25 protein-coding genes are annotated in these 22029 nt (G+C 56.7%); 14 read left to right on the top strand and 11 right to left on the bottom strand.

Going from position 1 to position 22029, the window contains the following annotated elements:
- Window positions 1-229: 229 nt before the first annotated feature.
- Together BK670_RS16715 and BK670_RS16710 are read right to left on the bottom strand one after the other, a co-directional pair.
- On the bottom strand, window positions 230-862 hold the full coding sequence (locus tag BK670_RS16715; protein WP_123451217.1) for a winged helix-turn-helix domain-containing protein: 633 nt from the start codon (window positions 860-862) through the stop codon (window positions 230-232).
- 279 nt (window positions 863-1141) lie between these two features.
- Window positions 1142-1882, bottom strand: a complete 741-nt coding sequence (locus BK670_RS16710) for a winged helix-turn-helix domain-containing protein (protein WP_123451215.1) — start codon at window positions 1880-1882, stop codon at window positions 1142-1144.
- Window positions 1883-2470: 588 nt separating this feature from the next.
- On the opposite strand from BK670_RS16710, the gene BK670_RS16705 reads away from it, so the two are divergent.
- On the top strand, window positions 2471-3304 hold the full coding sequence (locus BK670_RS16705; RefSeq protein WP_123451213.1) for an undecaprenyl-diphosphate phosphatase: 834 nt from the start codon (window positions 2471-2473) through the stop codon (window positions 3302-3304).
- On the opposite strand, the gene BK670_RS16700 is transcribed toward BK670_RS16705, so the two are convergent.
- The gene (locus BK670_RS16700; protein WP_123451211.1) at window positions 3305-3676 is read right to left on the bottom strand and encodes a DUF2388 domain-containing protein; all 372 of its coding nucleotides are present in this window, start codon (window positions 3674-3676) and stop codon (window positions 3305-3307) included.
- Window positions 3677-3751: 75 nt separating this feature from the next.
- Complete coding sequence (gene dusA / locus BK670_RS16695; RefSeq protein WP_123451209.1) at window positions 3752-4762, bottom strand: tRNA dihydrouridine(20/20a) synthase DusA; 1011 nt, start codon at window positions 4760-4762, stop codon at window positions 3752-3754.
- A 102-nt stretch (window positions 4763-4864) separates the two neighbouring features.
- Here dusA and BK670_RS16690 point away from each other — a divergent pair, with 102 nt between their 5' ends.
- The gene (locus tag BK670_RS16690) at window positions 4865-5989 is read left to right on the top strand and encodes a site-specific integrase (protein ID WP_185036780.1); all 1125 of its coding nucleotides are present in this window, start codon (window positions 4865-4867) and stop codon (window positions 5987-5989) included.
- A gap of 1 nt (window position 5990) precedes the next feature.
- Here the strand turns inward: BK670_RS16690 and BK670_RS16685 are convergent, their stop codons facing one another.
- The 6 genes from BK670_RS16685 to BK670_RS16660 all read right to left on the bottom strand — a co-directional run bounded on the left by BK670_RS16685 (window position 5991) and on the right by BK670_RS16660 (window position 8734).
- Window positions 5991-6266 carry a pyocin activator PrtN family protein gene (locus BK670_RS16685; protein WP_123451205.1) on the bottom strand — a complete coding sequence of 92 codons (276 nt, stop codon included), beginning with the start codon at window positions 6264-6266 and terminating at the stop codon, window positions 5991-5993.
- Window positions 6263-6796 carry a hypothetical protein gene (locus tag BK670_RS29975; RefSeq protein ID WP_259697571.1) on the bottom strand — a complete coding sequence of 178 codons (534 nt, stop codon included), beginning with the start codon at window positions 6794-6796 and terminating at the stop codon, window positions 6263-6265. Before BK670_RS29975 ends, BK670_RS16685 begins: the two co-directional genes overlap by 4 nt.
- Before the next feature lie 98 nt (window positions 6797-6894).
- Window positions 6895-7314, bottom strand: coding sequence for a hypothetical protein (locus BK670_RS16675; RefSeq protein ID WP_123451203.1), 420 nt, complete (start codon window positions 7312-7314; stop codon window positions 6895-6897).
- A 58-nt stretch (window positions 7315-7372) separates the two neighbouring features.
- Window positions 7373-7690 carry a pyocin activator PrtN family protein gene (locus BK670_RS16670; protein WP_123451201.1) on the bottom strand — a complete coding sequence of 106 codons (318 nt, stop codon included), beginning with the start codon at window positions 7688-7690 and terminating at the stop codon, window positions 7373-7375.
- Window positions 7691-7848: 158 nt separating this feature from the next.
- The gene (locus BK670_RS16665; protein WP_123451199.1) at window positions 7849-8133 is read right to left on the bottom strand and encodes a phage antirepressor KilAC domain-containing protein; all 285 of its coding nucleotides are present in this window, start codon (window positions 8131-8133) and stop codon (window positions 7849-7851) included.
- A gap of 10 nt (window positions 8134-8143) precedes the next feature.
- Window positions 8144-8734: a hypothetical protein gene (locus tag BK670_RS16660; RefSeq protein ID WP_123451197.1), complete on the bottom strand. Its 591-nt coding sequence runs from the start codon at window positions 8732-8734 to the stop codon at window positions 8144-8146.
- Between the two features lie 337 nt (window positions 8735-9071).
- Here BK670_RS16660 and BK670_RS16655 point away from each other — a divergent pair, with 337 nt between their 5' ends.
- Window positions 9072-10829, top strand: coding sequence for a hypothetical protein (locus BK670_RS16655; RefSeq protein WP_123451194.1), 1758 nt, complete (start codon window positions 9072-9074; stop codon window positions 10827-10829).
- A 28-nt stretch (window positions 10830-10857) separates the two neighbouring features.
- On the opposite strand, the gene BK670_RS16650 is transcribed toward BK670_RS16655, so the two are convergent.
- On the bottom strand, window positions 10858-11589 hold the full coding sequence (locus BK670_RS16650) for a LexA family protein (protein ID WP_123451192.1): 732 nt from the start codon (window positions 11587-11589) through the stop codon (window positions 10858-10860).
- Window positions 11590-11668: 79 nt separating this feature from the next.
- Between BK670_RS16650 and BK670_RS16645 the strand changes: the two genes are divergently transcribed.
- The 11 genes from BK670_RS16645 (at window position 11669) to BK670_RS16595 (ending at window position 22029) form a co-directional block, all read left to right on the top strand.
- A complete protein-coding gene (locus tag BK670_RS16645) occupies window positions 11669-11929 on the top strand; it encodes a hypothetical protein (protein ID WP_123451189.1) in 261 nt (86 codons plus the stop codon).
- Window positions 11930-12260: 331 nt separating this feature from the next.
- Window positions 12261-12779 (top strand): phage regulatory CII family protein, encoded by a 519-nt coding sequence (locus BK670_RS16640; protein WP_185036779.1) that lies wholly within the window; start codon window positions 12261-12263, stop codon window positions 12777-12779.
- The gene (locus tag BK670_RS16635) at window positions 12772-12999 is read left to right on the top strand and encodes a TraR/DksA family transcriptional regulator (RefSeq protein WP_123451407.1); all 228 of its coding nucleotides are present in this window, start codon (window positions 12772-12774) and stop codon (window positions 12997-12999) included. Before BK670_RS16640 ends, BK670_RS16635 begins: the two co-directional genes overlap by 8 nt.
- Entirely contained in the window at window positions 12989-15205 is a 2217-nt protein-coding gene (locus tag BK670_RS16630; RefSeq protein ID WP_123451185.1) for a VapE domain-containing protein, read from the top strand. The genes BK670_RS16635 and BK670_RS16630 overlap by 11 nt, the downstream gene beginning before the upstream one ends.
- A complete protein-coding gene (locus BK670_RS16625; protein ID WP_123451183.1) occupies window positions 15198-15557 on the top strand; it encodes a PA0613 family protein in 360 nt (119 codons plus the stop codon). Before BK670_RS16630 ends, BK670_RS16625 begins: the two co-directional genes overlap by 8 nt.
- Before the next feature lie 528 nt (window positions 15558-16085).
- Window positions 16086-16430 (top strand): phage holin family protein, encoded by a 345-nt coding sequence (locus tag BK670_RS16620; RefSeq protein ID WP_123451181.1) that lies wholly within the window; start codon window positions 16086-16088, stop codon window positions 16428-16430.
- A 145-nt stretch (window positions 16431-16575) separates the two neighbouring features.
- Window positions 16576-17166 (top strand): terminase small subunit, encoded by a 591-nt coding sequence (locus BK670_RS16615; protein ID WP_123451178.1) that lies wholly within the window; start codon window positions 16576-16578, stop codon window positions 17164-17166.
- A gap of 4 nt (window positions 17167-17170) precedes the next feature.
- On the top strand, window positions 17171-19195 hold the full coding sequence (locus BK670_RS16610; RefSeq protein WP_123451176.1) for a phage terminase large subunit family protein: 2025 nt from the start codon (window positions 17171-17173) through the stop codon (window positions 19193-19195).
- A 1-nt stretch (window position 19196) separates the two neighbouring features.
- Window positions 19197-19403 (top strand): phage head-tail joining protein, encoded by a 207-nt coding sequence (locus BK670_RS16605; protein ID WP_008087653.1) that lies wholly within the window; start codon window positions 19197-19199, stop codon window positions 19401-19403.
- Window positions 19403-20884: a phage portal protein gene (locus BK670_RS16600; protein WP_123451174.1), complete on the top strand. Its 1482-nt coding sequence runs from the start codon at window positions 19403-19405 to the stop codon at window positions 20882-20884. The genes BK670_RS16605 and BK670_RS16600 overlap by 1 nt, the downstream gene beginning before the upstream one ends.
- Window positions 20881-22029: a head maturation protease, ClpP-related gene (locus BK670_RS16595; protein WP_123451172.1), complete on the top strand. Its 1149-nt coding sequence runs from the start codon at window positions 20881-20883 to the stop codon at window positions 22027-22029. Before BK670_RS16600 ends, BK670_RS16595 begins: the two co-directional genes overlap by 4 nt.

Raw genomic sequence — 22029 nt, 5'->3', positions numbered from 1 at the left:
GAGTTCTAACAAGATGGCATAGTGCCAACTTTTTAATAATTAAATAGAAGGGTGTTAGAAAAGGTCGCAGAGCGGGGGGTGAATAAATGATGTTGTATTTGTTACTGTTGGAGGGGTGGAGGCAGGGAATGTTTAATTCAGGGAGGAAGATGAAGCCAAACAGAGTGCTCTTGTTATTTTTGTAATCGCACTTTGGTCTGTTTGTTCTGTTCGTGGAAGTCTTGCGGGGTTACGCGACGACTTCCTGAATCAGGCAATAACCGCGATTTCTGACGGCACGAAACAGTCGCTCTCCATTACTGGCGCTTTTGAATTTGTCTTGCAGGCGACTCAGGCACATTTCCAGGCCGCGATATTGTTCCGGTTCTCGACCGATGCTGAGAATCAGCTCGTCACGACTGACAACGCGCTCTTCATGGCTGAGCATTTTCCTGACCAATGCTGTTTCCAGGCCTGTCAGGTTGATTTCGACACCCTCTTTGACCAGCGCACCCTGATCAGGGTGGAGATGCCAGGTTTCATTGCCGGGCATATCACCTTCAACGGCAGGCGGCATATTGCGGGACTCCCCGGTAATTACCGGGACATTCTGGAAAGGATTAGCCGATTGTGCGGCGCGCCATTCGGACTCGAGCGTGGCCAATATTCGCTGAGTATCGTGCTCGATACTGCGCGGGACATTTTTGCGGTTGATGCCTGGATATGTGAACTCCATCACCATCGGAGCGGAAGAGGGCGAATCAACCCCTTCAAACGAATTGAAACGTTCACTGGACAGCATGCTCTCCAGTTCGCGTTGCGACGTTGTACTGTGAGTCACGACAACAAAATATTTCCTTGGGAGGGTTGTACTAGTTTCCATGTCTCTCTCCTGAATACATACCAAAATTGGCTAAAAGATAAATCGGCAGGCGAGCAATGACTTCCTCGGAAGTAATCGATAGGCAGGGTTTGGGCCCAAAAATGGCCCTCGATAAATTCCACTCGATCTGCTGCTATGTTATGGAGTTTTATTGTTATGGGTCGTGTTGTCGCGCTCATTCAATTGCTTGATTTCAAACAGGCGTGAAGCAGAACGGGAGCTATATGGTTGCATTAGACGATCCTTCGTACGTATGCAAAAGGGATGGCTGCCCGAGAGTCAGGCAGTCGATATCAGACCTCGCAGCAGGCGATAGCCATAGCCGCGAATGCTCTGAATCGCGTTTGTACCATACATCTCCTTGATTTTTCCACGCAAGCGACTGATTGACTTCTCCAGTGCTCGAGGGTCGTAGAAATTGGTGTTGAGGCCCATGATGCTGGCGATTTCATCATGGCTCAGAATGTGATTACTGGTTTGCGCAAAGGCTTCGAGGATCTTCATTTCGGCAAACGAGATATCGAGTTTCTTGCTGGTGCTCATCAGGCAGATACGGGTCGGATCAAGCGTCAGATCGATATCGCGTTGCCATTCTTCACTGTTGAAGAACTCGCCCAGCAACTCGGCACCATCGTCGGAAAGGGTATTGAGCTTGATACAAACATCCGCGCCAGCCAGATAATATTTGATCTTGTTGAAGGCGCCGCGACCGGTGATGACCGCGCATATGATCGGTTTCAAGTTGTCGCTGCGCAGGTTCTCGACCAGGGCAAGATTGTCTTCGAGGGCCTGTGGGCTGTCGATAACAAGGAAGATCGCTCGATACGAACCAGACTGTTCATTTAACTGATATGAACTAGTGTACGCGCTGGCTTCGAGCGCCATATCGGTACGTATATGCTGGGCGACTAGCGCTTTGAAATGTTCAGCCACGCCACGGGTACGACCCAGAGTAAGAACACCAGGTTCGTCATTTGTCGGGCGCGGGCATCTAGTCGCTAAGTTCCCTGAGAGCATCATGCATTGACTCGAATTAAGTGCTGACATCGGGATGTTAAAGCACCGGTTCTCATCTGTGACTGACAATTGGTAACATTCACGCGATTTTTAGACGTGGCTCCCGAGTTTTCTAACAATAATTAAGCATTTCAAGCTTTTAGTTGATTTTCTCGGAAGGGTGAACTACTGCTTAGATGGTGGCGATATGCAATTGTGCCACTATTTTGAGCTTATTGCGATAGCCTTGTCCATGTCCAATTGCCACTGTCTGGCCATCTCTGGATAATGTGATATTGATCACACTTTATTGCCAGAGCAACTTTTTTCTGCAAAAAGGCCTAAATATTTTCTGCGTAGTTTCGTCAGCCGACGATTACTAACATGGCTTGAGTGTGGCAATTCATAAGACCTATTCTTCAAGATCAAAAGATCGTCCGATCGCGGCCCGAACCTTCGGCAGCTCCTACATTTGAAATGCATTCCCCTGTAGGAGCTGCCGAAGGCTGCGACCTTTTGATCTTCATAATGTGCCAATTGTGTAACTTCAGATACTCAACCCCTGAGTGTTATTACCCGGTCGCTCGTCAAGAGCGCTCTGACGGAGGATTAATGGATTTCTGGACCCTTTTCCAGGTGTTGATATTAGGTGCGGTAGAAGGCCTGACCGAGTTCTTGCCGATCTCGAGTACCGGCCACCAGATTATCGTCGCCGACCTGCTGGAATTCGGCGGCGAACGCGCCATGGCGTTCAACATCATTATTCAACTGGGTGCCATTCTTGCCGTCGTCTGGGAGTTTCGACCGAAGATCTTCGACATCATCAAAGGCCTGCCCACCGAACGTAATGCCCAACGCTTCACCCTCAACTTGCTGATCGCCTTTCTGCCCGCCGTGGTGTTGGGCGTGTTGTTCGCAGACGCGATCCACCAATACCTGTTTAACCCGATCACCGTCGCCGTGGCACTGGTCGTCGGCGGCATCATCATGCTGTGGGCCGAACAGCGCAGTCATGTGATCAGCGTCGAACACGTCGACGACATGCGCTGGTCTGACGCGCTGAAGATTGGTTTCGTACAATGCCTGGCGATGATTCCCGGCACCTCGCGCTCCGGCTCGACCATCATCGGCGGCCTGCTCTTCGGCCTGTCGCGCAAAGCCGCCACCGAGTTCTCGTTCTTCCTCGCCATGCCCACCATGGTCGGCGCCGCCGTGTACTCCGGCTATAAATACCGCGACCTGTTCCAGCCCAACGACCTGCCAGTCTTCGCCCTCGGCTTCGTCACCGCGTTCATCTTCGCCATGATTGCCGTGCGCGGCTTGCTCAAGTTTATTGCCAACCACAGCTACGCCGCGTTCGCCTGGTACCGGATCGCGTTTGGCTTGCTGATTCTGGCGACGTGGCTGTTTGGCTGGGTCAACTGGACGGCCGCAGCGGCAGCCTGATCATTGCGCGCTGATCAACGCCGCAACGGCGAGATCGTTTAACGCTGAATTCGGCGACTCCTGGCGATAGCGCTGCAAGGCCGACGTGAAATACGCGGCCTGCAGCATGCCGTCGCTGGCCAGATAGAGTCGCGCGTCTTCCTGCTCCTCGGCGGAGTAAACGCGTTTAAAGCTTTCCGTGGTGTTATTGGTGGCAGAGAAGGGCGTCAGCAACAGCACCATGATCGATAGGCCAGAGAACTGCGTCACCTCCCACGGTGTTTCGGTACGGCCCATGCAAAAGCCATCGCAGTGCGCATAAACGTCGGAAGTGAAGCAGAACAAGGCGAGGAGGGTGAAACGCTTGAAAGCAGAAAAACTAAACGCGGGCATAAACAAAAGACATCCTGTCAGTACAACAAAACACCGGGCAACGCTCATGCATCGCCCGCACACTCAAACCATCAATCAACGACCTTCAAGTAACTCAGCCGCCTGATCCAGCAACGCCAGCGGATCCTTGGCCTTATGAATATCCACCGACAACAACTGACGGAATTTCCGCGCCCCCGGGAACCCCGTGCCCAAGCCCAGCACATGCCGTGTGATGTGATGCATCGCCCCACCGGCCAACAAATGCTCGGCTATATAAGGACGCAACTGCGCCAGCGCCTCAGCCCGACTGATCACCGGCGCCGAACTGCCAAACAACTGCTGATCCACCTCCGCCAGCAAATACGGATTGTGATAAGCCTCACGCCCCAGCATCACGCCGTCGAACGTTTGCAAATGCTCGTGGCAAGCCTCCATCGTCTTGATCCCGCCATTCAGCACAATCTCCAGCTCCGGAAAATCCGCCTTCAACTGCGCTGCCACGTCATAGCGCAATGGCGGAATGTCACGATTCTCCTTCGGCGACAACCCCTCCAGAATCGCAATCCGCGCATGCACGGTGAAACTGGTGCACCCGGCATCGCGGACTGTGCCGACGAAATCACACAACTCCGCGTAACTGTCCCGACCGTTGATGCCGATGCGATGCTTCACCGTTACCGGAATCGACACCGCATCACGCATCGCCTTCACACAATCCGCCACCAGTTGCGGGTGACCCATCAGGCAGGCGCCGATCATGTTGTTCTGCACACGATCGCTCGGGCAGCCGACGTTTAGGTTCACCTCGTCGTAACCGTGTTCCTGAGCCATGCGGGCGCAGGCGGCCAGATCCAACGGAACGCTACCGCCCAACTGCAACGCGAGAGGGTGCTCGGCTTCGTTGTGACGGAGAAAGCGTTCGTGATCGCCGTTGAGCAGCGCGCCGGTGGTGACCATTTCGGTGTAGAGCAGGGCGTTCTTCGATAGGAGGCGTAGGAAGAAACGGCAATGGCGGTCCGTCCAATCCATCATGGGCGCAACGGAGAACCGCCGAGATAGCGCAGGGCTTGAATTTACTGGGCTGGAGTGGGTGTTTGGTACCATTTGGCTCAACGTATTTATAGCGTGTTTTTAGGCGTTTTCAGGCGTTTTTTCGATTGCACTGGTACAATGTACCAATCACTCTCGGAATTGTACCAGTCGACCATGGCAACGATCAGAGCACGAAAACGCACCGATGGCTCAGTCAGTTACACGGCACAGATACGCCTGTTTCGCGATGGAGCGCAAGTCTACCAAGAGAGCCAGACCTTCGCCCGGAAACAGGCGGCACAAGCGTGGGTGCGGCGACGTGAGGCAGAGCTAAATCAGCCTGGTGCGATTGAGCGCGCGAACCGCAAGGGCGTCAACGTAGAGGACATGATCAAACAATACCTGGCCGAAATTGAGAAGGTCCGGCCGCTGGGAAAGACCAAAGAAGCCACCCTCAATGCTATTGCAGCATCGTACTTTGGTCAGACCGTGGACTCAGATATCAATAGTCAGCGGTTGGTGGACTTTGCGCTTTGGCGAATGAGCAAGGAGGGCGGTGGTGTTCAGCCACAGACTGCAGGCAACGATCTGGCGCACCTTGGGGCTGTCCTTTCGATCGCGCGACCTGCTTGGGGGTATGAGGTAGACCCACACGCGATGGCGGACGCTCGGAAGGTGCTTCGGAAGTTGGGCTACAACATGAAGAGCCGAGAGCGCGACCGACGGCCGACCAAGGAGGAACTGAATGAGTTGCTCGAGCATTTCACTGGCATGCAGCAACGTCGACCCAGTTCGATCAACATGCTTAAGGTTATTGGCTTCGCGGTGTTCTCCACGCGTCGACAGGATGAGATCAGCCGAATCCGATGGGAAGACGTCGATGAAACGGGTCAGCGGGTGCTGGTGCGCGACATGAAGAACCCAGGGCAGAAGATCGGCAATGACGTTTGGTGCCACCTTCCAGATGAAGCATGGAGCATTCTGCAGAGCATGCCAAAAGAGCGTGCGGAGATTTTCCCGTACAACTCGTCATCGATCTCCACGGCTTGGGCGAAGGCATGCAAGTTTCTGGAAATTGAAGATCTCCACTTCCACGATCTGCGACACGATGGTGTGAGCCGTTTGTTCGAAATGGATTGGGATATTCCGCGAGTAGCCAGTGTTTCCGGGCATCGTGACTGGAACTCGTTACGTAGATATACCCATCTGCGAGGGAGGGGTGACCACTATGCCGAATGGCCGTGGTTAGAGAAGGTTATCCAGGCGCCCGTGAAGCTTGGCGCCTGGGGTAAGCAGTGAATCAGCTAGCTCGGCGGTATCCGTTGAGCTGGTTAAATTCTTTCACCGCAGCCTCCCGTTGCAGATCTAGATAAGCCGCCAGATCAGTAATGTGAATACCTTTTGCGCTTTTTTGGCTCGGCTCCATCCGCGTGATCGGGATTTTGATCTGCCCGGCCATGACCTTGCGCTGGAACATATCGGTGGTTAGGTGCGTAAAGTAGTCCTTGCAAACCATGTCCAGTGGGATGATCGCCTGGCCGTTGTACTGAGCCATCAGGATGAAAGCAGTGTTCATTTTACCTCCTGGACTGCGGGTTGATCCTGTTGTTCTCTCCTGAGTTTCAGCCATTCCGGCGCTGCCTGCTTCCACGCCCGACGCATCCATGCTGCGAAACCCGCTTTATAGGCGTAATGCTCGCGGGCGAACGTGTCAGACGTACTCGCTCCTGGTGTCCTGATGTACGTCACGCGCTTTATGCAGTACTGCAGGCCTTCAGGTATTGGAAACTCTTTCTCGAACTCGACTGGCTCGTCGATCTGAACTACTTCGACGACCAGCCTTGGCGGTCTTTCGAAGATGCATTCAGGGTGCGTATACCCCACAGCAGGCTGCGCGGGCGGGCGATTCTGAGCGATTAGCGTTGCATTGGGTGTGGCTGCCTCGCGCAGCTTTTCGTGGGGTATAAGCGCCTCGGTGGTGCTGTTGGAAGGAGCAATAATGCCTGCTGCTGCGCAGCAGAGGCTGTTTGTTTCTGGTGTGTCGACGCTGGTTTTCTTGCAGAGCAAAGCGGTCGTGGATTGAGTGTTGTGCGGGTCCTTTTGCATGCCGCTTTCCTCCGAGGTTCGAATGCGCGTGGGTTCATCTGCCGCTGGTGGGGCGTGAGCCGGGATGCGGTGGGTGTTGGATTGGGGGCAGATCTGGCTCATGCGGCGCTCTCTTGATTTGCCGGCTCCAGAAGGGCTGCGATGGCGAGCGCTTGATCGCGCAAGACGCGGGTTTCGCGCTCGAGTTTTTTTCCCGTGCGGAACGCTGCATATGTGTCGGCGGCAATGCGAAGTTTTTCCGCGATCTCGAGCAACGTCTGGCGTTCGGGTTCGCCAAGCGTCAATGCTTGCTGAAGGCGCTTGCTGAATTGCGCCAAGCGAGCGTGGTCAGCCTTGATGAAGTCGAGGGAGGCCCTTAATTCGCGGATGGTCTTGGCGCTTTCTACGCGCTGGATGTTGTCGCTTTCTTTCATGCCGGCAGACATGCCGTCGCTGTGGCCCATGAAGTAGCCGGCCCATACTAGTAGTCCGGCCAGAATGATCAGGGCGATGAGTGCGCAGATCTGAATTGCGGTCATGTGGTGTGCTCCTGTTGATGTCACAGGCTGGTGGTGGCAGCCGTTCGGTTTGTGGGTGTTACTCGTTGGTGTCGTCCTGCTGTCGCTGCATGTCTTCGTCGGCCTGGTAGGCGCGGATGTCTATCAGGGAAGCGACGTGCCGGATGTGTGCGTACTTAGGTGCCTTGCGGCTGGTGTCCAGCGTGGTGATGGGGAGCTGGATGCGACCGCTGCTGATCTCGGCGACGAAGGACTGCTCGTTGAGGTTGCGAAAGTACTGCTCGCGCACTTTGTCGAGCGGGATCAGAACATCGCCGAAGATGCGGTAAAGCAGTTCGACGGTGGCTGACTCCGGCGCCGGGTGCAGGAGCAGCGGTTTTTGTGCTGTGTTACTCATGGCTTTGTTGGGCCTCCTTGCGTTGTTTTCTGGCCGGGTGGTTCCAGGCGTTCAGGCAGTGCGTTCTGGTCAGCTCGCGCAGATGTTCGGGCACTTCGAGGAGCGCGGCGTTGCGCTCCTCTCGTGTCCGCATAGCGATGATCTGGCGGGCGTATTCCCTAGGCCACGTCACGGTTGTCTGCCGGGATGGCGGGTAGATCGATGCCCAGTTGTTCGGCTAGCCAGCGGATGCCAGGTTGTTTGATCCGGGTTGACTGGCTGTACTGCATGCCGAGCTGGTCGTGGTACCACTGGCCGTCCTTGATTCGCAGGTACTCGCGGTCACGGTTGGGGTAGGCCGGCAGGTTCCGTTCGTTGAGCAGGCCTTTTTCCCGCATGCGAGCGATTAGCTTGGGCCGGGTCAGGCCGAGTTGTGTTGCGGCTTGGGCGAGGGTGCGTTCCATGGTGTGCCCCTCATGCCGCGTGCGCAGCAGGAGTTGCTGCTGCAGCAAGGTGGTAGATGGACTCGCTGACCTTGCCGTAGATCTCGACATCGGTGCCGTAGGCGGTGAAGCAGCGGGTGTGCGGGCTTGTGTTGCCGATGCTCAGGATGATGGTGACGCCCGAGCGTGATTGCGTGCGGTGCAGCGCGACCTTTAGGGGGTAGTCGAAGCCCATGTCGAGGCTCAGCACACCGCCGGTGCGGACCAGCTCGAAAACGCGTTGTTTGTCCGAGACTTCGAAGCGGCCGTATTCGCGGGTGGCATGCGGGCGGTGCACCAGGTCGCTGGTGTTGCTCGCGTCGAACGGGCCATTGGCGATTTCTTCGATGAAGTCGGCCAGCTTGAGGTGCGTTTTCTTGTCGTTCTGCAGGGTCAGCGTGTGGCGTTCGCTACCCAGCTCGACGACGAAGGTGCTTTCCAATGTGCCGCGTTCGACCTTGAGCCGGAACGCCAAGCACTCACGCTTGGGCGCTGTTCTGAGGACGTGGTTAAAGGTCTCGCTCAGGTTGACCTGGGCATTCAGCAATTGCAGGGTGCGGTTGTCGATTTTGAACTTGATCATGCTGCGTGCCCTCCGCCGTTCGGATCGAATGGGGTGGAGGCTGTGCGAGGTTGCTGCTTCGGTTTGGTGGTGACAAACGAGCAGCCGCTTTCGCGGGCCAGACGGCGGATCTCGAAGATTCGGAAGGGGTCAGCAGCGGCCGGGTGGACGTGCAGGGTTGCTGTGGTGTGCATGGTTTTGCCTCGCTCTGTGGTGGAAGAGTGAGGTCAATATCAACTGTCAGTTGATATTAGTCAATGATTTTGTTCGCTACCAGGTGCGAGCTGGTGGCGCATTGACATAGTGAGAAAGATTCTATATTGATTTGAATTCATAAAGTATTTCAAAAGGATTGGATATGGTAGGTGCGGTGGAAGAAATTAATAAAGACAAAGCTAAGCACGAGAAGCCGCTGATCTGCGTGTTTGATGTTGATCCTAGTGTAACTGATGCGCTAATTGAAAAGCGTTATGACGTGGTTTCGGCATCGTTAGGAAAACCTATTCGGGTAGGAAACAGAAATAGGGGCGATGCGAAACATGTGAAACTAAATTTTAGCCTCCCAGAAAATTTACACGAATATGATGTCGTTGTGATTGATTTGGGTGGGGAGATAAAAGAGACTCAATACACTTCCGCCCCGCTAGGAAATGCTACGGGCGGTGTCGCCTACGCTTTTTATAGTGCATACCCTGAGAGTTTATTCAATCCAAGACCTGGCGGAATGCATATCGTCGGAGGTGAGCTGGATCTTTTATTGAGGAAGTTGTCAATAGTTGTGATTTTTTCCAGTACTATTGAAGAGGCGAATTACCAGACCGTCAAGATTGATAGGGGAGGGAGTTCGTGGGATGAATCGTACTCTTGCTCGACTAGAAACTTGTATGCAGGGTTTCCGTCATGTTCCAATAAAGTAGGGCGACGCATAAAATCGCCTGAGGTCGAAAATGTTTATTTTTCGCTAGTTAAAAAGTATTTTGGTAGTAGTCAATATCAAGTTGTTTTTGAGCATCCAACTTATTGGGATTCAGACCAGTTTGCATCCGTTCAGAATGAAGATTTTGTTCCTCTGGTTCTTAATGACAGCGATGAGATAATTTCTTATTTTCATGCGGTGGGGGAAGGGGCTGTTTTTGTATTCCCTCAAGTTGAGGATAAAGCAGGTTTTATCAAGGATTTATTTGAGCACTGTTTGGCTGAGCACTTTCCACAAGTCTTTCCATTTAGTGGGCAATTCGCATGGCTGGACAGTGGGAATTTCCCTGTGCCGGGAGAGATCGAGCTACAAGCTCATAGGGTGAAGTTGGAGGAGGTCTATAGATCACAAGTTGCAAAAGCTGAAAATGATCTTGTTGCTTTGAAGGAAGAGTACAAATTTCTAAGGGATTTGATATCCGAAACTGGCGATTCACTAGTATGTGCTGTCCAGCATTATTTTCGGTGGTTGGGGTTTGATTCGGTCTTAAATCAAGACGAGGAAGCTGAAGGGGTTCTAGAGGAAGATTTGCAGATTGATTGTGGAGACAAGCTATTGGTCGTAGAGGTGAAGGGTATTGGGGGAACCTCAACTGACAAAGCGTGTTCACAGATTACAAAAATAAAAAATAGAAGGATGAAGCAAAGGAAAAGTTTTGATGTTTACGGTCTTTATATTGTTAATCATGAAAGATATGTGGCGCCAGATAATAGGAAGAACCCGCCATTTACGGAACACCAATTACAGGATGCTTTACTGGATGAGCGAGGGCTCTTGACTACGTACCAACTGTATTTGGCTTTCTTTCTGATAAGAGATGAAATCCTAAGAAAGGAAGATGTGCGGGAGCAGTTGTTCGCTTTTGGGCTCATAAATTTGATCCCTTCCGATATGAAGTCGCTAGGGCAGCCATCTGAATATTTAATGAATGGTGCTGTTGTTGTCGTTGATCTTGACGGGGGGGGAGTAAAAGTAGGGGATACTGTTATTGCTAAGAAAGACATGCATTATAGCAAGCATATCATTCAGTCGCTGCAGGTGGATGGGGTAGAGGCTGAGCAAGTTAGTGATGGAGTCGTCGGGATAAAGTCTGCTACCAAGTTTCCTAAGAAAGCGGAAATTTTCATTTATTCAGAATGATAGCTTAAGTTGTGGGCTGTTTTACAGCTTATTCGGGTATAAACGAACCCACAACTTTTCCACATATATGGGTTTCTTCTGTAATGTCTATTATTGGGTATTGCGGGTTAATCGGACGTAAAAACTGTCGACCTGCATCCTCTACAAGGATTTTGAACGTAGCTTCATTAGTGCGGGGAACCCTGGCAATTACTCGGTCACCAGTTTTCGTTTCTGCCTCAGGATCTACAAAAATAATGCATCCTGTAGGATAGCTTCGCCCTGGGCCCGGATTCGTCATCGAATCCCCTAGAACTTTTAAAGCGTAACCATGACTGCTGATCGGAACAGGGCACGATAGCCAAGAGTCAGCATCATAATTCTCAAAATTAGAGATTGCCTCACACCATGCACCTGCTTGAACCCACGATATCAATGGAACCTTACCAAAGCGCTGATTGATTTCGCAGACGTTGCCTCCCTCACCAACTGCTATTTTGCGAACATTACTCTCACCGGTTTGCTCTTTCGGCAGCACGCCGTACTCAAGCCATTCACGCCTTATCTTTAGCCATGAGCAGAGTGCAGTCATGCTGTCAGCTTCTGCCATCGCTTCTCCATTCAGCCACTTGCTGATGGCCTGCGTGGTCTTTTCGACTCCCATGCTTTTCAACTGACGATGGATATCCACCCCACGACCCCGTCTGCGTATGCCGGCATCGTCGAGAGCTTCGTGTAGGCGCTCACTGAAAGCTGCGCGGAGAAAGTTTTTATCAACCATTAGTTGAGAGTCTCATAAAGGTTGCGCAATAGTCAGTTGATCTATAACATCAACCACGGGTTGATAATTGGAGGTTGTCATGCTGGACCCCGCAGATTTTCCGAGCGCGATTGCATTCGCGTTTGAAGCCGTAGGCGGCATCGGGGCCGCCGCGAAGGTATGCAATAGAAGCTATCAGGCGTTGAACAAATGGCGTCGGGCCGCATGCCTGCCGCGAACGGATTACACAGGTGAAACCAAATACGCCGAGCTGCTGGCGACCGCTGCAAAGCAGAAAGGCAACGCCTTCCAAGCAGCTTGGCTGCTGAACGCTTCGGCCCCTCACAAAGCTGCAGCGTAGCAAGAAAAAAGGCGACCCAAGGGCCGCCCAGTTCCTCCCGGCACGCACCACCACAGCGCTGTCGGGTCGCGATTAAGATAGGCGGGCACACCACATGCAACCACTTCTCTTCATCGCGCTTTTCCAAGGCTCGGAAGCCTTGGTGTTGCTGCCTCTTCCACCACAGATTTGGCAGCTGTTGCGCCAGGGGTGAGCAACGGATTGCTCGTCCCGGCACGGTGCCGGTATCGATCCCTAAGATCTAGCCGGCGTTTGGGCCCTTTCAAGCCACGCGGCAAATGTATCACCACTGCATGTCGCGCGGCACTGGCAACTTACAAGGATTAATGCCATGAGCCGTATTGCTCTGAGTTCTGTTGAGCGGGCGCAGCGGGAAGTTTTGCCGCTCGATCTCGCGCTTTACCATGCTGCCCGGGACTACCCCGGCGGCGCCGCAGCCATCGCCGCCACCACCGGCCGGAATGCAACCACGCTGCAGCACAAGTTGTCCCCAACCCACCCCAGCCACACGGTGAACATTCAAGAGTTCGGCGAGATTCTGGAGTTGACAAAGGATCGCCGTATTCTCGATGCAGTGCATGCTTTAGTAGGTGATACGACTTGGCAGGAATTGGCTGAGGCTTACACGAATGACATGCCTGAGACACTGACCACCGGGATTGCCGAGTACTTCCGGCAGGTGGCGGATCTGGCGGATACCTGGGCCAAGAGCATTGGCGACGGGGTTGTTTCCGATGAGGAACTGGCCGCGATTCGCCTGCAGGTGTTTCGTGGGATTCAGGGGCTGTTGGGTTTGTTCAACCGCGCCACGTATGTCAACCAGACGACGGGGGGTGTTGATCGTGGCTGACATTGCTGACTTCGCTAATGACCTGGTGCAAGAGCGTATCGATCAGGCGCTCGCTGCACGCAACGCCGCTAAATCTGCATTGGCGGCGCATTCGTTTTTATTCTGTGAAAACTGCGACAGCCCAATTCCCGAGGGACGGCGTTTAGCTGTTCCTGGCTGCACGCAATGCGTGAGCTGTCAGGAGGTCAAAGAGATCATGGAGGCCATCCATGCTCGATGAAGTGTTGGGGCAATTCGCGGACTACGGCCTTGAGCCTGCGCAACCGCTGGTGCTTGGCAAGCTGACCCGGTGTAAGACTTCGCAGGACAAAGGCAAGGAAAAGAACGGTTGGTATGTCGTCCATGAACAGCACACGGAGAAAGGCGAGACGCTGATCTTCGGTGCGTTCGGTGACTGGCGTTCTGGCGAGTCTCAGAAGATCAAGGTCAAGGCTGGACGGATGTCGCCTGAAGAACGCGAAGTTATGCGCGCTCGACAGGAAGAGGCCAAACGCCGCGCGGCTGAGATATCGGCCAACGCGGCACGTCGTGCGGCCAAGCGAGCGGCCGGTATGTTCAAGCGCATGCCGGTGAAGGGCCGTAGCGACTATCTGGATCGCAAGCAGATTGTCGGCTTCGGCGTTCGGTATGCGCCACGCTCCGGTGCGTTTCTGGTGCCGATGAGCAATGTGCGCGACGAGATTGTCGGCCTGCAGGTGGTGTTCCCGACCAAGCAAGAGGACACCGGACGGGACAAGTCCTATTGGCCTTACGGCATGTCCAAGGAGGGTGCTTTCCATCTGATCGGGCCGCACCCGGATCCGGGCGAGCCGGTACTAGTGTGTGAGGGCTATGCGACCGGCGCAAGTCTGCATATGGCCACGTCACTGACCGTGGCGGTTGCGTTCGATGCGGGCAATTTGCTGGTGGTTTGCAAGGCCATGCGGGAGCGCTTCGCCGGTTGCCCGCTGATCATCTGCCGAGACGATGACTGGAAAACCACCAAGCCGAATGGCGAGGCGTGGAACCCCGGTGAAGAGAAAGCGAACAACGCGGCGCTGATTGTTGGTGGCCAAGTGGTTGCGCCGATCTTTTCCAGTGAGCGGGAAGCCAAGTGGACCGACTTCAACGATCTGCATATCGCGGAAGGTTTGGAGGCGGTACGCCGTCAGGTGTTGGCGGTGGTCAAGCCACCGGCCGCTGGTGGTTGGAAGGACATGTTGGCCCGCAGTGAGAGCGGTGCGTTGATTGCGCACATGCAGAACGTCGAGTTGATTCTGGCCAACGATGAGCGCTGGGCCGGTGTGATCAGTTACAGCGCATTCAGTTCCAAGATCGTGAAGCTACGTGCGGCACCATATGGCGGCGGCACGGGTGATTGGGCGGACATTGATGATGTGCGGGTGATGAAGTGGCTCGCGCAGCAGTACAACTTGCGGGTCAAGGCCTCGCATGTGATCGAGGCGGTGAGCGTTGTTGCGCATGACCATGCGTTTCATCCAGTGCGGCAGTACCTGCGCAAGCTTGAGTGGGATCGGGTGCCGCGTCTTGAAAGCTGGCTGACGGAGGTCATGGGTGTTAAGGCCACGGATTACTCCTCAAAAGTCGGCAAGCGTTGGATGTTGTCGGCCGTCGCGCGAGTGATGAAGCCGGGTTGCAAGGCTGACTCGGTGATGATTCTGGAAGGGGCACAGGGCGCCGGTAAGTCGACGGCGATGAGTATCCTCGGCGGCGAGTGGTTTATGGACACGCCGTTTGCGCTGGGTGACAAGGACGGCTTTCAGGCGATCCGGGGCAAGTGGATCGTCGAGCTGGGCGAGCTGGATAGCTTTAACAAGGCCGAGAGCACGAAGGCCAAGCAGTTCTTTTCGGCGTCCACTGACACTTATCGCGAGAGCTACGGCCGCAGAACGATGGACGTGCCACGCCAGTGTGTTTTCGTGGGTACGACCAACCAGGACGAGTACCTCAAGGACGCCACCGGCAACCGGCGTTACTGGCCGGTCGCGTGTACCAAGGTCGATCTGGAGTTGTTGCGCTCGATGCGCGATCAGCTGTGGGCCGAGGCGGTGTTCTGTTACGACGCGGGCGATCTCTGGTGGGTGACGCTGGATGAGGCGCCTATGTTCGGCGAGGAGCAGGATGAGCGCTTTGTTGTGGATGAATGGGAAGGACCGATTCTGACCTGGTTGGAAGAGTCGCAGATCGGTGAGACCACCACCGGGAGCGAGGTGCTGGCCAATGCGCTGAAGTTGGACTTTGGGCATTGGGGCAAGCCGGAGCAGATGCGGGTCGGGGCGATCATGCATCGGCTGGGTTGGCGACGTGTGCGGTTGCCTGCGTTGGCTAAGAGCGGGCAGCGGCCATGGGCTTACAAGAAACCGGAAGGGTGGGGCGGTGCCTCGGCGCTGCAGCGTGAAGCGTTCGAGGAGCCTTGTTTTGATTAAGGAGATCGATTCGCTGCTTCGGTTATGGGCGCAGGAGCTGCATTCAGAACATTCGAAAGGAGGGCTGGCTGGGGGAAATATGGTTGCCATGATGATGGAGAGCAACGGGCAACTGATCAGAGGGCGGCGTGCATTCCGTGCGCCGCTCGAAAGTTCGTTGGACATTGAGCTGATCGTGAACAAGCACCTCGCGCCAGAGCTGGTGACGGTGGTGCGGGAGCATTACTGCACGCTCGATCTGGATATGCGCTTGCGGTATGCCCACTGCGGTTGTGGCCGCGATACGTACTATCAGCGTTTGCATGAGGCGCATCTGCAGATCTTCGGCGTGATGATGGGGCTGGCTGCGTGACCCCAAGCATTCGTCCGGCTGTTGCTGTCCCGCTGGCCCGTCTTGTCTCGCTGCGTTTTGATGCAGTGGGACAGGTGCGGGCCTTGTCGTTGTTGGGCTGTCCCACCGTCCCGCCTAGAAGTGCCTCCCTCCCGTGTGAGCGTAGCGGGCAAGCAGTACGCGCTTACGCGCGAACGCGTGTTCTTTAAATTTCTACCTTTACACGAGAAAGTAGAAAGATAAGTAGGACAGTGGGGCGAGGCCCTGAATTTAGGCGTTCTCAGGTGTCCTACTTCGACTCTGAATAGTGGGACATATGGGACACCGCCGAGGCAAGAGAATGCCGAGTAGGTGTATTCGCCGACATTCGCTAGGCGTTCACCCTACGTTGCCCACTTATTCACCGGGTGGCATTAAAACAGGGTTGCTGCCACCGGAATCGACCTGTAAAAAGTAGTCATCTTCGATAGGTGCGACCGCAGAGCGCGGCAGGCACCACACCACCAAACCCGGCCATTGCGCCGGGTTTTTGCGTTCATGGGGTAGGCGATGACAAGCGAGCAACAAGCACTGGCAGAAATGCCGATCTGGTTAGTGATCGTCCTGGCTCTGGTCGGTGGCGTATCGGGGGAAATGTGGCGGGCTGACAAGGACGGGGCGCGAGGCTGGGCATTGTTGCGCAGACTGGCACTTCGGTCCGGCGCCTGCATTGTCTGCGGGGTGTCGGCGATGATGTTGATGATTGCCGCCGGCATGACGATCTGGACGGCGGGCGCCTTGGGTTGCCTGACGGCAATGGCCGGCGCGGACGTAGCCATTGGGTTGTACGAACGATGGGCCGCCAAGCGACTGGGCGTGTGCGAAGTTCCGCCGAATGGCGGCGGCCAGGCCTGAAACCGCAGGGGACCCTGGGGTTATTCGGTGGGTACGGGGTCGGAAACCCGCGGGATTGTGTTAGCGGGCGGTTCACCAGCTTAGTGAACTGAGGTGAACTGGGGGTGAACAGGTGAACTCGCGGGGTGAACTGGAGAAATTAACCATGACTGTTATCAGCAAAACGGAGTTTGCGGCCCGGCGCGGTTGGGCCAAGTCCTATGTTTCCAAATTGGCCAGCCAGGATCGGCTGGTGCTTACTGAAAACGGCAAAATCGATCTTGAGGCCACGGAGGCGCTGCTAGATAAAACCAGCGACCCTAGCAAGGCCGCCGTCGCCGAACGTCACCAGCAGGACCGGATTCAGCGTGATGTTTACAGCCAACTGTCCCCTCTGACCGAGCCGACTTCCACGGCTGCGCCGCCGCAGCTGATATCCGTCGACGGCAAACACCCCGACTACCAGAAATCCCGCGCGCTACGCGAGCACAACATGGCCAAACTGGCCGAGATCGAACTGGGCAAAGCGCAAGGTTCATTGGTGTCCAGGGAGGCCGTGGAGACCGGCGCCTACGACGCCGGCCGCTTGTTGCGCGACCAGTTGTTCGGCCCGCTGCCTCAGCTGTCGTATGACCTGGCGGCAATGACGGATCCCTGGCAGATCGAAAAGCACCTAACCGCGACAATTCGACGAACGCTGGAAGAGGCCGAGCGCCTCTCCTCAGCAGATCTTGAACATGCCCTGACATCGGATTGAAACCATGCACACGGAATTTTCTGACGGTGCAAAGGTGTACCGTGAGAACTACTTCCGTGGACTGCGCCCGGATCCAGACCTCTGGATCGATGAATGGGCCGACGAGTACATGCGAATTCCGCGAGACACCGGCGCCCCGGAGCCCGGCCAGTACCGCACCTCACGCACACCTTATGCCCGCGAGCCGATGCGCTGCCTGTCGCCAGCTCATCCCTGCAGGCGGGTGGTCACCATGGTGGCCTCGCAGTTGATGAAAACCCAGATCGCGCTGAACTGGATGGGTGGGCTGATCCACATGGCCCCATCGAACATCTTGGCCTTGCTGCCCAGCCTTGGATTGTCCAAGCGGGTTTCGGGGCGGATCAGCAAGACCATCAAGGCCACCCCGGTGTTGCGCGAGCGCGTGGCAACGAGCCGCTCACGGGATGCGCGCAATACGATGGATACCAAGGAATTCGAAGGTGGTTCGCTATACGTCACCACCGCCGGTTCTGCGGCCAACCTGTCGGAGCTGTCGGCACGTTACATCTACGGCGACGAAGTCGATCGCTGGGAAAACGATGTTGGCCAGGAGGGTGATCCCATCCGGCTGGCCGAAACTCGGGCGACCAACTTCGGTCGCAACGCCAAGATCTATTTCTCCAGCTCGCCGACGATCAAGGGCGCCTCGCGTATCGCCGATTTGTTCGAGTCCAGCGACCAGCGTCACTACTACGTGCCATGTCCTACCTGCGGTCATATGCAGGTACTGGAGTGGGAACGGCTGTACTACAGCGCGGACTACGCCACCGTGCATTACGAGTGCGCCGCCCCTGAGTGCGACGTGCTGATCGAGGAGCACCACAAAAGCGACATGCTCGCCCGAGGTGAATGGCGTGCGCATGGTCGTGGCGATGGTAAGACCGTTGGGTTTCATCTCAGTGCGTTGTATTCGCCGACCGGCTGGATGGATTGGGCCTCTCTCGCCGTCGAGTTCGAGGACGCAAAAAAAGCCCAGTCGCAAGGCGATACCAGCCTGATGCAGGTGTTCTACAACACCCGTCTGGCCAAGGTTTGGGACAGCGCGCTCGAACAGACCAAGGCCGAAGTGTTGATCGCTCGGGCGCGGCTGGAAAACTACAGCCTCGGCGCGATGCCGCCGGGCGTGCTGATGCTGACCGGCGCCGTCGACGTCCAGGCCAACCGCTTGGAGTTGATGGTGATGGGCTTCGGCGTCGGCATGGAACGCTGGGTGGTGGACCACCAGATCATCTGGGGCGACCCGGCCGACGAGCGCACCTGGGCGGTGCTGGACGAGAAACTCAAAGCGCGGTACCGGCATCCCTGCGGCGTCGGCTTGGGGATTCTCGCCACGGGCGTCGACTCTGGTGGTCACCACACCGATGAGGTTTACCAGTTCTGCCGCGTGCGTCGTTGGCGCAACGTCTTCGCCATCAAGGGGGCGAGCAAGCCGGGTAGACCGGTGATCGCTCAGCGCCCGTCCATGGTCGACGTGACCTGGAAGGGCCAGACCGAACGCAACGGCGCCGAGCTATGGTTTGTCGGTACCGACACCGCCAAGGACTGGATCTACAACCGTTACCCGTTCCCGGATGGGCCGGGATCGCTGCATTTTGCCAACGACCTGCCGGACGAGTTCTTCGCCCAGTGCGTGGCCGAACGCAAGGTCGCCCGCTATGTGCGCGGTCACAAGCGCATTGAGTGGGTCAAGGGCAAGGCCGAGCGCAACGAGGCACTCGATCTGATGGTGTATTGCCTGGCGATGGCTCATTACCTGGGTATCAACCGATATCAGGAACACGATTGGGAGCGGGTCCGCCAGTCACTGGCACAGGCCGGTTTATTTGACGACGCAGCAAACACCAAACCTGTTCAGGGCGAACGTGTCGCCATTGCATTGCAATCATCATCTAACGCTGTGGCCGCGTCACCCGCACCGCCACCTGCTGCACCGGCCGCCACACCGCGACCGGCTGCAGCATCCCCTCAACGCCGCAGCTCTGCCAGCGGTTATCTGAAGAGACGCTGATATGTCATTTACGAAAAAGCACCTCGACGCGGTTGAGGCGGCCATTGCTCGCGGTGAAAAAACTGTGCGCTACACCGACCGTACCGTGGAATACCGCACGGTCGATGAGCTGCTGAAGGCGCGCGAAGAAATACGTTCATCGCTGGCCAGCGCCGCTGGGCCACGTTCGCGTGTGGTCCGGCTGTACCACGCAGGGAAGGGGGTCTGATGGCTCGGCATTTTCCGACGCTGACCCGTAACGGCTTCGTGCTGCCGTCCAACATCAAAGCCAGTTACGAAGGCGCTGGTGAGGGCCGCCGATCCGCCGGCTGGGACGCTCCCGACAACGGGATCAACAGCATCAACACCCCGGCACTGCGCAACCTGCGATCGCGCTCCCGGGCAGCGGTTCGCAATGACCCGTATGCCTTCAACGTCATCGACAAGCGCGTCAGCAACCTGATCGGCACCGGCATCACCCCTCGGCCAACAACCGACGATGATGCCCTGCGCAAACTGCTGCAGGAGCTGTGGGGCGATTGGGTTGATGAGTCGGATGCGGATGACCGTACCGACTTCTACGGCCAGCAGGCGCTGGTGGCGCGCACCGTGGAAACCTCAGGTGAATGCTTTGTGCGCTTGCGTCCGCGCGGGCTTGATGAAGGCTTGGCAGTTCCGCTGCAGCTGCAGATTCTCGCACCGGAATTCGTGCCGCACGACAAGTTCGAGACCACCAAAAACGGCAACGTCATCCGCGCCGGCATCGAGTTCACTCCCGGCGGCAAGCGGGTGGCGTACTGGATGTACCTGGCGCATCCGCGTGACTCGGCCTCGTTGAATGCCGGTTACAACCAGCTGGTGCGCGTGCCAGCCGCCCAGGTGCTGCACATCTTCGAACCGGTCGAGCCTGGCCAGTTGCGTGGCGTGCCGCGATTGTCGCCGGTGCTGAAACGCCTGCGCAGTCTGGACAACTACGACGACGCGGTGCTGTTCCGCCAGGAAGTGGCCAACCTGTTTGCCGGTTTCATCAAGCGGCCGGCGCCAGATTCGGGTCCGGCTCCACGCGATCCGGTCACCGGCGCGTTGCTGGATCTGGACCGCGACGGTTTCACCCCAATGGTTGCGCTTGAACCCGGCACCATGCAGGAGCTGGGGGCAGGCGAGGAGGTTGAATTCTCCAAGCCACCGGACGCGGGCAACAACTACCCGGACTTTATGCGGCAGCAATTGATGGCTGCAGCAGCGGGCTCGGGCACGCCTTACGAGATTCTCACCGGCGACATGCGCGGGATCAACGACCGCGCGCTGCGGGTGGTGCTCAACGAGTTCCGTCGCCGCCTGGAACAACTGCAATTCAGCGTTTACGTGCATCAACTCTGCCGCCCCGTACGGGCCGCGTGGATGGACATGGCGGTGCTGTCGGGTGTTCTGGTGCTGGACGATTACGCACAGAAGCGCCGCCAGTACCTGCGCACTCGCTGGGTGCCGCAAGGCTGGGCCTACATCCAGCCGGTGCAGGACGTGCAGGCGCGGCGGATGGAAGTGCAGGCCGGGTTTGCTTCGCGCAGCGAGATGGTCTTGCGCACCGGCTACGACGCCGAAACGGTCGATCTGGAAAACGCTGCCGATCTGGCGCGGGCCACAACACTGGGCCTCAACTACAACACCCTGGATGCCGTCGATGACAACGACGACAAGGAGCAATCATGAGCAAACAAGCGCGACCGCGCATTTACAACCGCGCCGGCAAACGCGTCGAGGTGCAGGACAAGACCTGGTACGCGGTGCAGGCCAGCGGCGAGGCCACCGAGCGAGTGATCGAAGTGTTTGTCTACGGCGAGATCGGCGGCTGGGGCATCACGGCCAATCAGTTCGTGCAGGATCTGCGCGCCATGGACGATGGCGTGTCACCGGTGGTGGCCGCGTTCAACAGCATCGGTGGCGATCTGTTCGACGGGCTGGCCATGCACAACGCGTTGTCGCGTCTGGGCGAGCGCTGTACCGGACGGATCGATGCGCTGGCGGCAAGTGCCGCGAGCGTGGCTGTCTGCGGTGCCCACCGTGTGGTGATCGCCTCCAACGCCATGTTGATGATCCACAACCCCTGGACCTACGCCGCCGGTGATGCGGAAAACTTTCGTAAGGTGGCCGACGTCCTCGACCAGACCATGGAGGCGATCATCGCGGCGTACAAGGCCAAGGCACCGGATATTGACGAGGTCGAGCTGCGGCGTTTGGTGGCGGCTGAAACCTGGCTGACCGCCAACGAAGCGGTGGCATTGGGTCTGGCCGATGAAGTGGGCGACGGCGTCAAGGTCAAAGCCTGTCTCGGTCAAGGCGCGGTGCTGCAACGATTCCAGAACGCACCGGCTGATTTGCTGGCCCAGCTCGACGAGGAACCCGAACCGGATCCGGATCTTGATCCTGTCGAACCGCCGCCGGTGCCGCCCGTCGTAGACTCGGCCAAGTTGGCATTGATGGTCAGTCAGCGCTGCACGGCGGCGGGCATCAGCAACCTGATCGAGCCGCTGCTCAAGTCCACCCAGCTTGAAAGCGAAGAAACCGTTTTGGCCGGCCTGGCACGCGCCAAGGCGGTGAACGACCTCTGCGTGGCCGCGCGGCTGCCGGAATTCAGCGCCGAGTATGTCGCGGCAGGCCTGGATGCGGCGGCGGTACGGGCGCGTCTGTTCGACAAGATCGTCACCAGCGGCAAAGGCTTTGAAATCGACAACAGTCTGCCGTTGGCCGACGACCTGGCACCCAAGGTGCTGGCCAAACAACCTGACCCCAACTCGATTTGGGCTGCTCGCCAAGCGGCTCAAACTCAAACCGCGCGCGGCGCAAAAGGAGCATGA

It is taken from the genome of Pseudomonas fluorescens (assembly GCF_003732425.1).
Lineage (GTDB): Bacteria > Pseudomonadota > Gammaproteobacteria > Pseudomonadales > Pseudomonadaceae > Aquipseudomonas > Aquipseudomonas fluorescens_BE.
The sequence above is the reverse complement of the archived record's forward strand: the minus strand, read 5'-3'. Positions and strand labels throughout refer to the sequence as shown.

Bases quoted from the DNA above. Each gene is read 5' to 3' on its own strand.
- BK670_RS16715 (WP_123451217.1), bottom strand. From the start codon at position 862: ATGGAAACTAGTACAACCCTCCCAAGGAAATATTTTGTTGTCGTGACT.
- BK670_RS16710 (WP_123451215.1), bottom strand. From the start codon at position 1,882: ATGATGCTCTCAGGGAACTTAGCGACTAGATGCCCGCGCCCGACAAAT.
- BK670_RS16705 (WP_123451213.1), top strand. From the start codon at position 2,471: ATGGATTTCTGGACCCTTTTCCAGGTGTTGATATTAGGTGCGGTAGAA.
- BK670_RS16700 (WP_123451211.1), bottom strand. From the start codon at position 3,676: ATGCCCGCGTTTAGTTTTTCTGCTTTCAAGCGTTTCACCCTCCTCGCC.
- dusA (WP_123451209.1), bottom strand. From the start codon at position 4,762: ATGGTACCAAACACCCACTCCAGCCCAGTAAATTCAAGCCCTGCGCTA.
- BK670_RS16690 (WP_185036780.1), top strand. From the start codon at position 4,865: ATGGCAACGATCAGAGCACGAAAACGCACCGATGGCTCAGTCAGTTAC.
- BK670_RS16685 (WP_123451205.1), bottom strand. From the start codon at position 6,266: ATGAACACTGCTTTCATCCTGATGGCTCAGTACAACGGCCAGGCGATC.
- BK670_RS29975 (WP_259697571.1), bottom strand. From the start codon at position 6,796: ATGCAAAAGGACCCGCACAACACTCAATCCACGACCGCTTTGCTCTGC.
- BK670_RS16675 (WP_123451203.1), bottom strand. From the start codon at position 7,314: ATGACCGCAATTCAGATCTGCGCACTCATCGCCCTGATCATTCTGGCC.
- BK670_RS16670 (WP_123451201.1), bottom strand. From the start codon at position 7,690: ATGAGTAACACAGCACAAAAACCGCTGCTCCTGCACCCGGCGCCGGAG.
- BK670_RS16665 (WP_123451199.1), bottom strand. From the start codon at position 8,133: ATGGAACGCACCCTCGCCCAAGCCGCAACACAACTCGGCCTGACCCGG.
- BK670_RS16660 (WP_123451197.1), bottom strand. From the start codon at position 8,734: ATGATCAAGTTCAAAATCGACAACCGCACCCTGCAATTGCTGAATGCC.
- BK670_RS16655 (WP_123451194.1), top strand. From the start codon at position 9,072: ATGGTAGGTGCGGTGGAAGAAATTAATAAAGACAAAGCTAAGCACGAG.
- BK670_RS16650 (WP_123451192.1), bottom strand. From the start codon at position 11,589: ATGGTTGATAAAAACTTTCTCCGCGCAGCTTTCAGTGAGCGCCTACAC.
- BK670_RS16645 (WP_123451189.1), top strand. From the start codon at position 11,669: ATGCTGGACCCCGCAGATTTTCCGAGCGCGATTGCATTCGCGTTTGAA.
- BK670_RS16640 (WP_185036779.1), top strand. From the start codon at position 12,261: ATGAGCCGTATTGCTCTGAGTTCTGTTGAGCGGGCGCAGCGGGAAGTT.
- BK670_RS16630 (WP_123451185.1), top strand. From the start codon at position 12,989: ATGCTCGATGAAGTGTTGGGGCAATTCGCGGACTACGGCCTTGAGCCT.
- BK670_RS16620 (WP_123451181.1), top strand. From the start codon at position 16,086: ATGACAAGCGAGCAACAAGCACTGGCAGAAATGCCGATCTGGTTAGTG.
- BK670_RS16615 (WP_123451178.1), top strand. From the start codon at position 16,576: ATGACTGTTATCAGCAAAACGGAGTTTGCGGCCCGGCGCGGTTGGGCC.
- BK670_RS16610 (WP_123451176.1), top strand. From the start codon at position 17,171: ATGCACACGGAATTTTCTGACGGTGCAAAGGTGTACCGTGAGAACTAC.
- BK670_RS16605 (WP_008087653.1), top strand. From the start codon at position 19,197: ATGTCATTTACGAAAAAGCACCTCGACGCGGTTGAGGCGGCCATTGCT.
- BK670_RS16600 (WP_123451174.1), top strand. From the start codon at position 19,403: ATGGCTCGGCATTTTCCGACGCTGACCCGTAACGGCTTCGTGCTGCCG.
- BK670_RS16595 (WP_123451172.1), top strand. From the start codon at position 20,881: ATGAGCAAACAAGCGCGACCGCGCATTTACAACCGCGCCGGCAAACGC.